General features: G+C 70.6%; 1 protein-coding gene (cut by a window edge). It reads left to right on the top strand.

Annotated features, from left to right (window positions below; genetic code table 11):
- A protein-coding gene (locus tag OID54_RS35720) for an SDR family NAD(P)-dependent oxidoreductase (RefSeq protein WP_329026542.1) crosses the window boundary here: on the top strand, window positions 1-16,647 show its 5' portion. The gene runs 5,160 nt beyond the window's last position; 16,647 of the gene's 21,807 nt are visible here — the first part of the coding sequence; it begins with the start codon at window positions 1-3; the stop codon falls past the right edge of the window.

Below are 16,647 nucleotides of genomic sequence, written 5' to 3' on the forward strand. Positions count from 1 at the left end.
ATGCTCAGTCCGGGTTCCCGCGTCGAGGCAGAAATAGCACTGGAGCCGACCGATTTCGTCGTCCACGAACACCGGCTGCGTGATGTCTGCCTGCTGCCGGGCAGTGCCTTCTTCGATGTGATCTGGCGGCTGCTGGAGGCCCGCGACCTCGATCCGGCGCGGGCGGTGCTCACGGACGTGTTGTTCTCCGAGCCCGTCACCACCGCTCCGGGGATCGGCCGCGAGATCCGCGTCGTCGTCGAGGCCGACGAGCGCGGTACTGCGCAGGTCCGTGCCACCAGTCGCCCGGTCGGCGCACAGGTCCCGGAAGGGGCGTGGGAGGAGAACCTCCGTGCCGAGCTCAGTTGGACCGATGACGAACTGCCCTCGCTGGCCGCCGGCATCAAGGGCGCCTTCGATACCACGGTGACTCCCGGCAGCACCGGCAGCACCGTTCATGCTGGACACGCCGAGACCATGGACGCCGTGTACGGGAGGGCCCGGGCCCAGGACGTCCACCACGGGCCTCGGATGACCTGTGCCGGCACCGTGCGCCGCGGACACCACGGCCTCCTCGCAGACATCGACCTCACCGCCGTCGACGGTGGCAGCGAAGGCGCCGAGGACTTCCACCTCCACCCGGCCAGGTTGGACGCGGCCACCCTGCTCGGCTTCTGCCAGGTCTCACCGCAGGAGGACCCGTTCGTCCCCATGTTCGTCAGCCGATTCCGCGCGGTACGAGCCCTGCGCGGCCCCGCCCTGGTCCATGTGCCGGCGGCGGAACGGCTCACCGACTCGGGTGAACTCCTCACCAACGACGTCCGCGTCTACGGACGCGACGGAGAACCCATCGCCGAGATCGTCGGGTTCGCTTCTAAGCGACTGCGGCCCGGCGCGAGGGTCGCGGCTCCCGTCCCCGCCGGGGAGCAGGCACCCGCTCCTCGCGCCCGCCCGCAGTCCCGGGTCCGTACGGCACCGGCAGGGGGTGCGCTGACGGACCGTGTGCGTGCGCTGATCGCCGAACACCTGGGGCGAGCGGCCGACGAGGTGCCCACCACGGTGGGCTTCTACGAACTCGGTCTCAACTCGGTGGATGTACTGCGGATCACCGAACAATTGGAGCAACTCGTCGGGTCGACCCTCTACCCCACGCTGCTCTTCGAACACACCACGGTGGACTCCGTGGTCGCCTTCCTCGGCGCCCAGTACGACATCGGTCGAGTCGCCACCGAGCCGGATAGCAAGGTGCTTGACGACACGGCGCTCAGCGATGTCGGCCCCGGCGCTAGCGCGCCCCACCGCGGCGAGCCAGGCGACACCCACGACGGCGACACCCACGACGGCGACACCCACGACGGCGACACCCACGACGGTGGCACCGCACCCGGCAACACACGCCCCACGGGCGAGCTCAGCGCCTTCGCACCGGTCTGGACATCAGCCGGACCACTCACATCAGCGGCGTACGAAGGCGACATCGTCGTGTTCGGTGCCACGCTCGCCGAAGCCCTGCGCACCGCCCGTCCCGGCCGCCGGATCGTACCGGTCGTCCAGGACGGCCCCGTACCGCTCGGTGGATACCGCATCGACCGACACGACCGGGCGGCCCTCACCGACCTGCTCCACCGGATGACCGCCGACGGGATCGACCCGGCCACCTACATCGATGCCATGTGGCCGGCGCCTGCCCCCTACCAGCGGGTCTGGGCGCTTGCCTGTGCCGTCGTCGACAGTCGCCGACCCGGACCGCACAGCCTCCTCGTGGTCCACGGCCCCGAAGCCGACGCCGAGCACCACGCCCTCGGCGCACTGCTGCGCACCATCAGCGCAGAACTGCCCGCGCTGCGCTGCCGGGTGCTGACCCTGCCGGTCGGCGCTCCGGACGCCGAGGCCGTACTCGCCGAAGCCGAGGACCCTCACCATGAGCCGGAAGTGCGCCTCGTGGCCGGCGAACGCCTGGTACGCCGCCATCTGTCCATACCGCTCCCCGCTGCGGACGGGGCCCTGGTGCGCACCGGAGGTTCGTACCTCATCGCGGGGGCCGGTCGGATCGGTCTCCAGGTCGCCGACTGGCTGGCGCGCCACCACCGGGCCGATCTCACGCTCACCGGTCGGCGCACCGAACCTCCCGAGGTGACCCGGCATCTTGCCGAGTGGCGCAGGCTCGGAATCCGTGCCCACTACGTGGTCGCCGATCTGTCCGTGCCCACCGACGTGACCCGGTTGACCGCCACCGCCCGACGCGAACACGGCCGTCTGAACGGTGTGTTCCACTGCGCGGGAGTGGTCGACGACGCCGTGTTCTTCCGCAAGCCGCCGGAGCGGTCAGCAACCGTTCTGGGCGCCAAGATCGACGCACTCACCCTCCTCGACCGCGCCACCGCCACCGACGACCTCGATCTCTTCGTGGCCTTCTCCTCTCTCGCCGCCACCTTGCCCAGTCCCGGCCAGTGCGACTACGCCTACGCCAACGCGGCACTGCCCGAACTGGTGCGCCGACGCACCGGTCCCGGCATCGGGCTGGTACTGGAATGGCCGTTCTGGGCGGACGGCGGTATGAGCGCACCACCCGCTGCCATTCGGCACGACCGGGAGGTACACGGCCTGGAGCCCATGCCCACCTCCGTCGGCATCCAGGCACTGAGCAGCGCGCTCGCCCTCGCCAGATCCTCCGGTGTGTCCCATCTCCTCATCGGCTACGGCGCACCGGATCGTCTCCGGACTGCCCTTCGACCCGCGCCCGACCCTGACCCCGCGCCACCCCGTGCCGCCCCCACCACCGCCACTGCTTCTGTGTCCCTGTCCGCCGTCGACCGGGCCGCAGATATGGCCGTCCCCGCGGACGCGATCGCGATCGTCGGCATCGCGGGCCGCTACCCGCAGGCGGACGACCTCGACACATTCTGGCGCAATCTGCTGGCCGGGCGGGACGCGATCACCGAGGTCCCCGCCGAGCGATGGCCCCACGACGACTACTTCGACGCCCGACCCAACACCCCGGGCCGCACCTACGGCAAGTGGGGCGGCTTCCTCGACGGCATCGACCGCTTCGACCGGGCCTTCTTCGGCATCTCCCGACGGGAGGCCGAACGCATGGACCCACAGGAACGACTCTTCCTGACCACGGCCTGGCAGACGGTCGAGGACGCGGGCTACCGCCCCGACCGACTCGCCGACCGTCGGCTCGGGGTGTTCGTCGGGGTGATGTCCTCCCACTTCCAACTCGTGGAGGGTGCGCCCGACGAGACCCTGCCCCTGGCCCTGCACTCCTCCGTCGCCAATCGAGTGTCGTACCGCATGGATCTTCGCGGGCCCAGCATGGCGGTGGACACCGCCTGTTCGTCGTCGCTGACCGCGATCCACCTCGCGGTGCAGGCCATCCGTGCCGGCGAATGCACCTGGGCGCTGGCCGGCGGTGTGAATCTGATGCCGCACCCGCAGAAGTACCTACAACTCGCCGCCGGGCAGTGGTTGTCGAAGGACGGTCGCTGCCGCAGCTTCGGCGCGGGCGGCAGCGGCTATGTACCCGGTGAAGGCGTGGGCGCACTGCTGCTCAAGCCGCTCACCGCCGCACTGGCCGACGGCGATCACATCCACGGGGTCATCCGCGGCTCCTGTCTCAACCACGGCGGCCGGGCCAGCGGCTTCACCGTCCCCAACCCGGGTGCTCAGACCGAGGTGGTGGCCGGCGCCCTGGCTGCGGCAGGTGTCGCCCCCGACACCGTCAGCTATATCGAGGCGCACGGTACGGGAACGTCCCTCGGCGATCCGATCGAGGTACGAGGACTGCGTGAAGCGTATGCGGGAGTGGCCACCAGCTGTGCGCTCGGTTCGGTGAAGTCGGTCATCGGACATCTGGAGAGCGCGGCCGGCGTGGCCGCGATGACCAAGGTGCTGTTGCAGTTGCGGCACAGGACGCTCGTTCCCAGCTTGCACTGTGACGAGCCGAACCCGGCGCTGGCCATCGACGAAGGCCCCTTCCGGCTCCAGCGGAGTGCCGAACCATGGGAACCGGGGGCGGCCGGCGTGCTGCGGGCCGGTGTCAGCTCCTTCGGTGCGGGCGGTTCCAACGCCCATCTCATACTGGAGGAGGCCCCACCGAGTGAGGTGTCGACCGCGGCCGACGGCCCCGCCGTACTGGTGCTCTCCGCCGAGGATGACGAGCAACTGGCGCGTCTCACGGCAGATCTGCTGGCCCAGCTCGACCGTGGTGGAGAGGTGGTGCGCTGTGAGTTGGCCCGGCTGCTGGGGGTGCAGCCCGACGACGTGCCGACCACCGTGCCACTGAGTGAACTGGGCATGGGGCGGGTCGACCTCGATCTCCTCGCGACCGCCGCCGGACTGCGTACCGATGAACTCGCCCGACGCACCCTCGACGAACTGGGCCCGGACGGCGCCCCCGCGCCGATCGGGGACATCGCCTACACCTTGCAGGTCGGTCGGACCCCGAGGGAACACAGGCTGGCCGTCGTCTGTACGGACGTCGATGCCGCCCGCAAGGCGCTGCGCTCATACCTCGACGGTCAGATACCGCCCGCTGGAGCCCATTGGGGGGTGACGACGGCACCGACCGCATACGGGGACCTGGATCAAGCGGCCCGTGAGCAGCGTTGGGAAGAACTAGCCGCTGCCTGGGCTGCCGGGGCGGACGTGCCGTGGGAGCTGTGCCATCCGCACGGCGGGCGAAGGGTTTCGCTTCCGCCGTACCCCTTCCGCGGCGAACGCTGTTGGCCGGGGCTCTGGCACGCGGAGAACACCACCACCGAAACCACCGAGATCGCCACTGACGCTGCCGAGACCACCGCCAACACCACTGCAAGCCCACCCGCTTCGGCACAGGCCACCGAGCCGCCCGTGCCCGTTCGCCCGCCCGTCCTGGTGCCGGAAAGGGATCGACCGGCCTGTGCGGTACGCCGACTGCCGGACGGCATCCTGCTGGTCACCCTCGGCCGGCACACATTCACCGATGAACTGCTGGCGCGATTCCGCGACGCCTTGACGATGGCCACCACCGACGCATCGGTGTCCTGCGTGGTGATCACCGGCAGCGGCGAAGTGTTCAGCATGGGGGCCACCCCGGAGGCGATGGCACAACTGGCGGCGAAACAAGGCACGTTCGCCAAGGTGTCCTTTCTGCATGAACTGATCCTCGGGTGCGACAAGCCGGTCATCAGCGCGATACAGGGCCATGCCCGCGGCGGTGGCCTGGTGTTCGGGCTGTACGCCGATGTCGTGGTGATGGCCGAGGAAGCCAGCTATGGCGCGCCCTTCCTCACCTACGGGTTCACTCCGGGCGCCGGATCCACGTTCTTCCTGGAGCGAAAACTCGGTACCGCCGTGGCCGAGCAACTCTTCTACACCGGAGGCGCGCTCACGGGTACGGAACTCCGCGAGCGCGGTGCCTCCGTCGACATTCGGCCGCGGGCCAAGGTGCTGGACATCGCACTGGGCCACGCCCGATCCATCGCACGACAGTCCCGGACCGCTGCGGCCGAGCTCAAACGGGAACTGGCCGGCCGTACTCTCACCGCCCTGTCCGATGTGATCGAACGGGAACTGCGCATGCATGATCGTGTCCTGGGCGGCGAGGCCGTCGAACGGGTGCAGAGCCGTTTGGTACGCGAGGTGGCACCCCCCGCCGAGACCCCCTCCCCGGTCCCGCCTACCGAGTCGTCGCCAATTGCCGCACCCCACATACCTCCTGCACCACAGCCCTCGACCGTACCCGTGCAGGGGGAGCCGTTGCCCACCGGTCCGACGGGCGACGATCTGCGGGACGTGGTCGTCGAGGTGGTGGCCGCACAGCTATATCTGAAGCCGCACGAGGTCGATCTGCGCCAGACCTTCTCCGACATGGGGCTCGATTCGATCGGAGCCGTCGAGGTCACCAATATCCTCGGCACCCGGTTGGGAGTCCCGCTGGAGTCGGTGCTGGTGTACGACCGCCCGACGGTGTCCGAACTCGCCGATGCGGTGGCCGCAGCCGTACGGCACAAGCACCGGGTGACCGAGGCAGCCACGGCCACCGAACCACCTCCGAAGGCGGTCGAGGCGTCCGCCGGGCCGGAGCCGTTGCCAGCGCCGGTGCCGGGGGTGGAACCGACCACTGCACCACCGATTGCCGCCGCGGGCCTTGAGCAGTCATCCGCCCGACCCGCGTCGCGGGCGTCGGTCGAGCCCTCGGCGGCGCCACCGTTGGTGCTGCGCGGTGCGACGACCCGCGATCGGGGGACCGGAGAAGGGGTCTCGGCGGGCGGCGCCACCTCACTGACCCTCAGCAACCCCTCCCCGCTCCCCGCCCCTTCTCCCGCCGTCGAACCGCGCCACCGCCCCGACCGCCCTGCCCCGACCGAGCAGACCGCCCCGACCGACCGGCGTCAGCACACTGCACACACCGAACACACAGCGCACACCGAACCGCCCGATCACACCGAGCAGGCCGATCATGCGATCGCCGTGATCGGCATGTCCGGCCAGTTCCCCGGCGCACCCACCCTCGACGACTTCTGGCTCAACATCGCCGCAGGGCGCCAACACACCAAGGAGGTCCCACCGGATCGCTGGGACGTCGAAGCCTCCTACGACCCGTCCGGGCGCCCCGGCACCACGGTCAGCAAGTGGGCGTCAACCCTCTCCGACATCGACCGGTTCGATGCGCCGTTCTTCCGGGTGTCCCCGCTGGAAGCCGAGGACATGGACCCCGAGCAGCGACTATTCCTCACCGAGTCCTGGCGCGCGCTGGAGGACGCCGGATATGCGGTAGGTCCCGACGAGGCCCTGGCCTGCGGCGTTTTCGTGGGATGCACCCAGAGTGACTATCGACGCATCCGCCACGAGGCAGGCCGGCACGACACCGCGCACAGTTTCCTCGGTGGCGCACCCTCGGTACTGGCGGCGCGCATCTCCTACTTCCTCAATCTGACCGGTCCCACCGCCGCCGTGGACAGTGCCTGTTCGTCGTCCCTGCTCGCGGTTCACCTGGCCTGCCAGAGCATCATCGGCGGAGACTGCGAGCTGGCCGTCGCCGGCGGGGTCGCGCTGATGCTCGGCCCCGACATCCACGTCCAGACCAGCGCCGCGGGCATCCTGTCGCCGACCGGCCGCAGCGCGCCGTTCGACGCCACGGCCGACGGCATCGTGCTCGGCGAGGGCGTCGGCGCCGTAGTGCTCAAGCCCCTGGCGAAAGCGCTCGCCGACGGAGATCACATCCACGGTGTCATCCGTGCCAGCGGCACCAACGGTGACGGGCGCAGCAATGGCATTGCGGCACCCAACGGCCGGGCACAGACGGATCTCCTCACCCGGGTCTGGGCACGGGCCGGCATCACCCCGGGCCAGATCGGGCTGGTCGAGGCACACGGCACGGGCACCCCCCTCGGCGATCCGATCGAAGCCAAGGCGCTCACCGAGGCGTTCGCCCGGGGCGGCGCAGCATCGGCCTCCTGCGCGATCGGCTCGGTGAAGGGCAACATCGGCCACACCACCATGGCCGCGGGAATTGCCAGCCTCCTCAAGGTGCTACTGGCGCTCAGACAGCGCGAGTTGCCGCCGACCGCGGGTTTCAGCGCGCCCAATCCGCGGCTCGACCTGGAAGCAGGACCGTTCCACGTCGTCACCGAATCAGCGCCCTGGGCTCCGGGGCCGGACGGATCTCGGATCGCCACGGTGAGCAGCTTCGGTGTCAGTGGTACCAACTGTCATCTGGTCGTCTCCGATGGGCCGCGACGACCGCGGCACCTCGATCCGAACCGCTTCGTCGTCCCCGTGTCGGCCCGCACTCCCCAGGACCTCGACGCGACCCTTGACGCCCTGGCGGACGCGCTGGGAACGGGACGGCGTGAACTCGCCGATGTGGCATACACGTTGTGCGCCGGACGCCGCCACCATCAGATGCGTACGGCCGTCGTCGCCCATTCCATCGATGATCTCGTCAGCGGGCTGCGGACCGTCCGCGCGGGCGCCGGGCCTTCCCTCGCGGATGCCACTCCTGCACAGCGTCGGCTCGTCGAGGAGTTCACGGCCGGCGGTCTCCCTGACCTCATCGCCCAGTTCGACGGGGTCCAAGCCCGTCGTACTCCGCTGCCGCCGCACCCACTCCGTGGCACCCGCCACTGGGCCACATCCGCCGATGCACCGGCACCGGCCAGTGCATCAGCACCGGCCAACGCGCAGGTGTCTCCCAGCGCACCGGGGTCCGTGCCGGGCGTCACCTGGTGGATCGGCCCGGACGTCTGGCAGGTCGCCGAGCACCGGGTGGCCGGAATCCCGGTACTGCCGGGCACTGGTGCCTTGGCCCTGGTCGCTGCCGCCGCGGGGGACGAGGGGCCGTTGGAGTTCTCGGGCGTGCGCTGGCTCCGGCCGCTGCACGCAGACACCACCAAGGAAGTACGGGTCGAGCGGGACGGCCAGCGCTTCACGCTCCACTGCGTCGAAGAAGAGATCGCCACCAGCACGGTCCGGCCGCTGACCGAGCCTGCCGTACCGCTGCCCCTCGACGCGATCAGCGATCGTTGCACGGAACAACGCGCGGGCGTCGACCTCTATGCGCGGTTCGAGGCGGCGGGACTCCAGTACGGCCCCGCGTTCCGCCTGGTCAGCGAGGTACGCGTCGGCGAAGGCGAGGCACTCGGACGGCTGAACACCACCCGACCAGCCGGCACCTGGAGCACTCTCGTCGATGTGGCAGCGCTGGACAGCGCCATCCAGGTGGCTTCCGTCCTGGCCGGTGAGGGCGAGTTGCTCCTGCCGTTCGCAGCGCAGCGGATCGTGGTGTACCCGGTCTCCGAAGCGCCGATCTGGGTGCACGTCAGTCGGGGTGACGACGGCATCACCGTACGGTTGGCCAGCGCGGACGGGATGGAATGCGCCCGCATCGAGGGTCTCGTCGCTCGTGCGGCCCGTCGGCCCGAGCGCCCGGAGCCCGCGCTCTCCGTGCTGATCCCCCATTGGATGCCGGTCGACGACGACCGTACGGCACCGGTCGGGCAGGGGCGGACACTGGTGCTGTACGCCACCGGGGCCGAGGCGTCCGCCCGAGACCTCGCCGCCCGGTGCGCAGGCGAGGCCCTTCCCCTGGCGAGCGGTCCCGAGCGGCTGGCATCGGCCGACCTCGACAGCGTCTGCCTGATGGCCATGGGTGCCATAGTCGACGATGCGGACACGGACACCGCGGTCGCCCAGATCTTCGACTGCGTCCGCGCATTGGCCCGGGGGCCCATGGCCCGTCGCGCATTGAACCTGACCGCTGTCCTGGACACGGTGGTGCCCGCGGTCGACGGCGATGTCGTACGCCCGGCCCGCGCCGCCGTCCTCGGCATCCTGCGCGCCGCAGGCGCCGAGCACCCCCGCTGGCAGGTCCGCAGCCTCGACCTCGGGGACGCAGGGGTGGAGCCGCTGTCGAGTGCCCCCGTGGGTCACCCGGTGCTCGCCCGACGGGACGGACGTTGGCTCACCCGTGCCTTCCAACCGCTGCCATCGGCCGACACCGAGCAACCGCACCGCCCATGGCGGGAACGCGGCGTACATCTGATCGCGGGCGGCGCCGGTGGCATCGGATTCGCGCTCAGTCTCCAACTGGCCCGCGACACCGCCGCCGACGTGGTCTGGCTCGGCCGCCGCCCGGTCGACGCCACCGTCAGATCGCGTCTGGCCGCGGTCGAAGCGGCCGGTGGTCGCGCCCGGTACGTCCAGGGCGATGTCGCCGAACCAGAGGACGTCCGGACCGCCCTCACCGTCGCCCGTACGGAATTCGGCCCGGTCACCTGTGCCGTCCACGCAGCCTTCGAGTTGCATGACAGGGTGCTGGCATTCGCCGAAGCGGGCGATCTGGCCTCCGTGCTGCGTCCCAAGACCCGCGGTGTTCGCGTGCTCCACGAGGCACTGCGCAATGAACCCCTCGATCACTTCGTCCTCTTCTCGTCGGCCGCCTCGGTCATCGACTCACCCGGGCAGGCGACCTATGCAGCCGCGAGCGCCGCGGAGGACGCTCTCGGCCAGGCGCTGCACACCGCGGGCCCGTTCCCGGTGACCGTCGTCAACTGGGGCTACTGGGGCACCGTGGGCGCGGTCGCCGACCCCGAGCGGGCCCGGGCCATGGCGGACGCCGGGGTGGGCTCCATCGGCCCGGCCGACGGATTCGCCGCACTTCAGCAACTCCTGGCGGTGCGCGTACCGCAGGCCCTCGTCTCCCGTGCCGCGCCCGAGGCGCTGCACAGACTCGGAGTGACCGTGACGGATTCCGTCGATGACACCATCGAATCGTTGGCCGGCGCCCTGCTGACGGCCGAGTTGGCTGCTGTCGGGGCACTGCCGCCGCCCGGCGAGCGACGCTCCGTCGACGCCCTCGCGGACCGACTCGGTGTGACACCCGCGTACCGGAGACTGTTCGACGCCCTGCCTCCGATACTGGAACGAGCGGGGGCCGTCCGCCGCGAAGGAAATCACCTCATCGGCGTCGCCCGCCCGGTCGCCGCCACGGCCCGCCCCGTACCGCCGGAGCAGGAAAGCCTCCTACGGCGCTGCGTCCATGCGCTTCCCGAGGTGTTGGCGGGGCGCCGCAATCCGCTGGAGGTCCTCTTCCCGGGCGGCTCCACCGCCCTGCTGGCCCAGTTCTACAGCGGCGGCACGGCCGAACGCGCCACCGCCGCCGACCTCGCCGCCCGACTGCGCCGCCAGGTTGATGCACGCGGCCCCGGCGCCCGTGTACTGGAGATCGGCGCCGGCACCGGCGCCACCACCCGCGTCATGCTCGGCGCACTGTCCGGCGCACCCACGGTCGACTACACCTTCACCGACCTCTCACCGGCCTTCCTACGACAGGGAGAGGAATCGCTGCGGCCCCATGTGCCGACCGGGGTCACCCTGCGGTACGAGAGGTTCGACGCCGAAATCGATCCCGCGGCCCAGGGGCTGGGAGCCGACTACGACGCCGTGGTCGTCGCCGGAGTACTGCACGCCACATCGGACGTCACCGAGGCACTGCGCAACGCAACCCGGCTGCTGCGGCCGGGCGGTCTGCTCCTGGTCCAGGAGACCACGGGCCACTCCGACTTCCTGACCCTCACCTTCGGATTGACCGAGGGGTGGTGGCGCCACCGGGACCACGCCCTGCGTCTGCCGAACTCCCCGCTGCTCTCGGCGGACTCATGGCGCACGGCGGCCGGGCGGGTCGGGCTCACCCAGATTGAGGTACGGGACGGTTCCGTCGGCGGACACGCCGGGCCCTGCTCGATCGTCGCCCTACGGGCACCCGCCCGCGAGACGGCCGGCAGCGTGACACCGGAGGCGGTCCGCCACTATGTCCGAGCGGTCTTCGCCGAGGTGCTCAAGCACGATCCCGACGACCTCGGTGACGGCGCCGTCTTCGACGAGTTCGGCGTCGACTCGCTCGTCAGCCTCAGCATCATCGCCAGGTTCGAGGTGGACCTCGGGCCGTTGCCGTCGACCCTGCTGTTCGAACACCTCACCATCGCCGCCCTCGCGGACCATCTGCACACCCACCAAGGGCACCGACTGGCCGCGATGATTGGCGCGGACGCCGAAGATTCCGCGCCCGTGGACATCGAAACCGCCGCCTTGCCACCGGCCGCGGCCATCTCGACCTCCGCACGGCCGCAGCCGGCAGCTTCCGACGGCGTTGCTGATGCATCCGACATCGCCATCATCGGCGTCAGCGGTCGCTACCCGGGCGCGCCGGACCTCGACGCCTTCTGGCAACTCCTCGCGTCCGGCAAGGACGCCATATCCGAGGTACCGAACGAACGCTTCCCCTGGCGTGAGCACTACGATCCGCGGCCGGGCACGGCGAACCGGCTCTACACCGCCGAAGGCGGCTTCATCGACGGCGTCGACCAGTTCGACCCCGCCTTCTTCGGCATCCTCGCCCGCGACGCCGTCACCATCGACCCGCAGGAACGGTTGTTCCTGGAGACCTGCTGGGACCTGCTGGAGCAGACCGGCAACCTCGGCGAACGGGCCGTCGGCCGTACCGGGGTCTTCGCCGGAGCCATGTACGGAACGTACGGCCAACTCGGGGCGACCGCCTGGCCACAGGGAGAGCTGACGGGCGCCCACTCGTCGTACTGGTCGATCGCCAACCGGGTGTCGTACCTGCTGGACCTGTCCGGACCCAGCTATGCGGTGGACTCCGCGTGCTCGTCCTCGCTGACGGCACTGCACCTGGCCTGCGAGAGCCTGCGCCGAGGCGAGTGCGACTCCGCCATCGCCGGCGGGGTCAATGTGATCATCCACCCCGCACACTTCGTTGCGCTGTGCTCGCTGACCATGCTGTCACCGCACGGCCTGTGCCGGGTGTTCGACGCCGAGGCGGACGGATTCGTCCCCGGCGAGGGAGTCGGCGCGGTGCTGCTGAAACCTCTGAGCCGCGCGATCCGTGACGGGGACGACATCTGGGCCGTGGTCAAGGGCAGTGCGGTCAACGCCGGCGGTCGGACCTCCGGGTACACCGTCCCCAATCCGAACGCTCAGGCGGCGGTGATCAGCCAGGCTCTCGCCGGGGCCGGCGTCGATCCGGCCACGATCGGCTATGTGGAGGCCCACGGCACCGGCACGGCCCTCGGCGACCCGATCGAAATCGCCGGCCTGCGCCGGGTCTTCGACCAGGTCGACGCGGGCGTGGGACGGCTGGCCGTCGGTTCCGTGAAGGCGAACGTCGGCCATCTGGAAGCCGCGGCGGGCATCGCCGGCCTCACCAAGGTCCTCCTCCAACTGCGCCACGGGGCCATCGCCCCATGCGCCAACCTGAACGAGGTCAACCCCCGCATCGACCTCGGTGACCGCCTGGACCTGCCGCGCGAACTCCGGAGTTGGGAGGCGGGCCCAGGGCCGCGACGGGCCGGTGTCAGCTCGTTCGGTGCGGGCGGCGCCAACGCCCATGTAGTGATCGAGGAATACCGACCACCCCTCGCCCCGCAACCCTCCCCGACCGACGACGACCAACTGTTCATCCTCTCCGCGCGCTCCCCACAACTGCTCGCCCAGTACGCGTCCGAGGTCGCCACCGCACTTGCGGAGCCGCTGCCCACGGGGACCGGGCTGCGTGAACTCGCCCACACCAGCCAGCGGGGACGGCCCGAGTTCCGCGAACGCCTTGCCGTGCTCTGCGCCAGCGTGCCGGAACTGGTCGCCAGGCTGGCCTCGGCTGCCCGTGGCGAGGACGTGCCGGGAGTGTGGCGGGGCACTGCCAGCCCCGGTCGCACCACTCCCGCCATCACACACTCCGGTCAGTGGACGGATGCGGCGCGCCACTGGGTCGCCGGAGCCAACGTCGACTGGGCGGTGCACTGGCCCAGTCCGCCACGGGTAGCCGCCTTCCCCGGGCACCCACAGCAGCGCCGTAGGACCTGGTGGCAGCCGGCGGCGTCCACACCCGCGCCGAACCACTCGAATCCGGCCGTAGCGATCGCCGTGCCCGTGCGGACACTCGGCGAGGTCGTACGACAGCATCATGTCGGAGGCCGCCGCATCCTGCCCGGGGCCGCGGTGCCCGAACTGGTGCACACCGCCTTGACCTCCGCTTTCCCCAACCCGTCTGGACCCCTGCGCTTCACCGGCCTGACCTGGCGGCGCCCCCTCGACCTCGACGACCTGGGGGAGTCGGGGGAGATTCGAGTGGTCCCCGGCGAACACGGACCGGGGCAGCCGATCCCCTTCACCATCACCTCCGCCAGCGGTGTCGTCCACGCCGGGGGAACGGTCGAGGCCCTGCCCGACGCGGATCTGATGACGACCGCCGTGCCCACCCCCGAGCACATCGGCGATCCGGTGGCGCCCGCCGTGGTCTATGCCCGTCTCACCGCGGGCGGCGTCCACCACGGGAGCGGCCTGCAAGTGCTCGGCGCCCTATGGGCCGGACTGGGGGAGTGCCTGGCCGATCTGGCGGCATCGCCCGCAGCCGGACGTCGCATCGACCCGGCCGTGCTCGACGGAGCGCTCCAGGCGCTCGCCGTGCTCGACGACACCACCGGATATCTGCCCACGTCCATCGAAGAGTTGATCAGCAGCCGTCCCCTTCCCGCTCGCTGCCGCGTCCACGCCCGCGATGTCACGCCCGCCACCGAATCCGCTGCCCGCACCATCGACGTGGACATCTACGACGGTGCTGAACGGGTCCTCGCCATCAAGGGGCTGCGGCTGACCGCCGTGCCCACCAAGACCGCATCCCCAGCGACCCCTGCCCTATCCCTGCCCACGCCGGAGTCAGGGGCACAGGTCGAGGTCGCGGTGCGGCACCGGCGCCCCCGCTGGCAGCCTGCCGCCCTCCCACCGTCCCGGCGTGAGCTGAAGCGCGTCCTGGTGCACTGCTCGGACCCCGCTCTGCGTGCCGAGTTGGCCGGTGAACTCGCCCGCCGCGGCATCGACTGGGACACCACCGCCACCGGCGCACCGATGGACGCCGTCCTCCAGATCTGCCCCGGGACCGAAGCGGAACTCGGAGCCCAACTGCGGGAAGGGTTCTCGACCGCACTACGGCTGGCCACCGGCACCCTGGCCACCGGCAGCTCCCTGCGGATGCTGGTGGCCCACCACAACGACGAACGGACCGGGCGGCCACAGCCCGCGTACGTCGCCATCGGTGCCCTGATGCGTACGCTCGCACTGGAACACACCGGCTTCTCCGGTGTGCATCTCCACCTCGACGCACCCACCGTCCCCCTCGCTCGACTCCTGGTCGACGAACTGCTCGGCACCACCGAGGGGGACGTCCGGCTGACAGCCGCCGACGAACGGCAGGAGTTGACGTACGAGGAGTACGAACCGTCCGCGGCGCCCGCTGCGGTGGCCGGAGCCCGGCGTACCTATCTGATCACCGGGGGCGCAGGCCGCATCGGAATGACGATCGCCGCGCACCTGGCCCAACACGGCCCGGTCAACCTCGTCCTGTCCGGGCGCAGGACTCCCGACGCCACGACTGTGGCAGCCGTACGGGAACTCGCCGCCACCGGCGCCGAAGTGATGTACCACCCTGCCGACGTCAGCGATCGCCAGCAGGTCGACGAACTCCTCCGAGCGGTCCGGCGGCGATTCGGCGCACTGCACGGGATCGTGCACTCGGCCGGCGTCACCCGTGACTCACGCGCGGTGCACAAGAGCCCCGACGAGATCGCGGAGGTGCTCGCACCGAAGGTGTGGGGCGCCGTCCACCTGGACGAGGCCACGCGCGACGAACCGCTCGAATTCCTCACGCTGTTCTCGTCCGTGGCGGCCACGACGGGCAACCTGGGCCAAGCCGACTACGCCTTCGCCAATGCCTTCCTCGACGCCTTCGCCGAGGAACGGGCAACCCTGCACACGGCAGGGCTGCGCCCCGGGCGCACGATCTCGATCGGCTGGCCGCTGTGGGAGGACGGCGGAATGCCGGTACAGCAGGCCAGCCGTACGCTGATGGCGCAGTACGGAGGGATGGTGCCGCTCCCCACCCCGTACGCACTGCGCGCCTTCGATGCGGTCATGGCAGGTACGGAGACTCGCCCCGCGCTGATCGCCTATGACACCGCGTCGCGGCAGAGCATGGGAACCGTCAGGGCCGAGCAACCACTGACTGTTCACCCCGGCACCGTCGAGCAGGGGCTTCGTACCATCGCGGCCGGGTTCCTCATGGTGGCCGACGACGATGTGGACACCGAAACGGATCTGATGGAGTTGGGCTTCGACTCGATCTCACTGACCGAGCTCATCACGCAGGTCAACACCCGCTACGGACTGGACCTGCTGCCCACCGTGCTGTTCGAGACGCCCACCCTCCGGGCGCTCGCGGACCGCTTGCTGCGTGACCATCCGCAGGTCGGACGGAGTATCACCCTCGAAGCGGCGCCTTCTGATGGGAACCCGGCACATCACCCCGCGCCAGCCGTTGTAGCCGACATTGCGGTGCCGGTGGGGACCCCCGGCCGGGAGGCCGAAGCTTCGGTGCCGGCTCGGGAGAGCGTCGTTGCCGGGCCGGCACCGGAACCGGATCACGCGGCACTCGCTCCCGGTACCGGGGTGACAATGCCCGTGGCCATCGTCGGCATGGCCGGCAGGTTCCCCGGCGCCGACGACCTGGCCGCGCTCTGGCGGATCGTCTCGACCGGCGCCGATCAGGTGGGGCCGGTCCCCTCGGACCGGATCGATCTGCTCGCCGACCCCCAGATGCATCAGGTGCGCGCCGGATTCGTGGAGCGGGTCGCCGACTTCGACGCTGCTGCCTTCGGCATCTCCCCGCGCGAGGCCGGCTTCATGGACCCGCAACAACGCCACCTGCTGGAGGTGACCTGGCAGGCCCTGTACGACGCGGGCCGCCGCCCGGGCGAGCTCGCGGGCTCCGCGACCGGTGTGTTCGTCGGTGTGGCCACGGGTGACTACAACGAGCTGATGACGGCGCACGCCGGGGCCCCCGAGGCACATATGGCTACCGGGGTCGCCCATGCGGTCCTGGCCAACCGGGTCTCGCACCTGCTTGACCTGCACGGACCCAGCGAGGCGGTGGACACCGCCTGCTCCAGTTCGCTGGTGGCCGTGCACCACGCCGTTCGCGCGCTCCAACACGGTGACTGTGACCTGGCCATCGCCGGCGGAGTCAATCTGACCCTGAGCCCGGCCCTGTTCGCCACCTTCGACCGGGCCGGCATGCTCAGCCCCCGGGGCCGATGTGCCAGCTTCGATGACTCC

Origin of the sequence: Streptomyces sp. NBC_00690 (assembly GCF_036226685.1) — a bacterium.
In the GTDB taxonomy this organism is placed as follows: Bacteria; Actinomycetota; Actinomycetes; order Streptomycetales; family Streptomycetaceae; genus Streptomyces.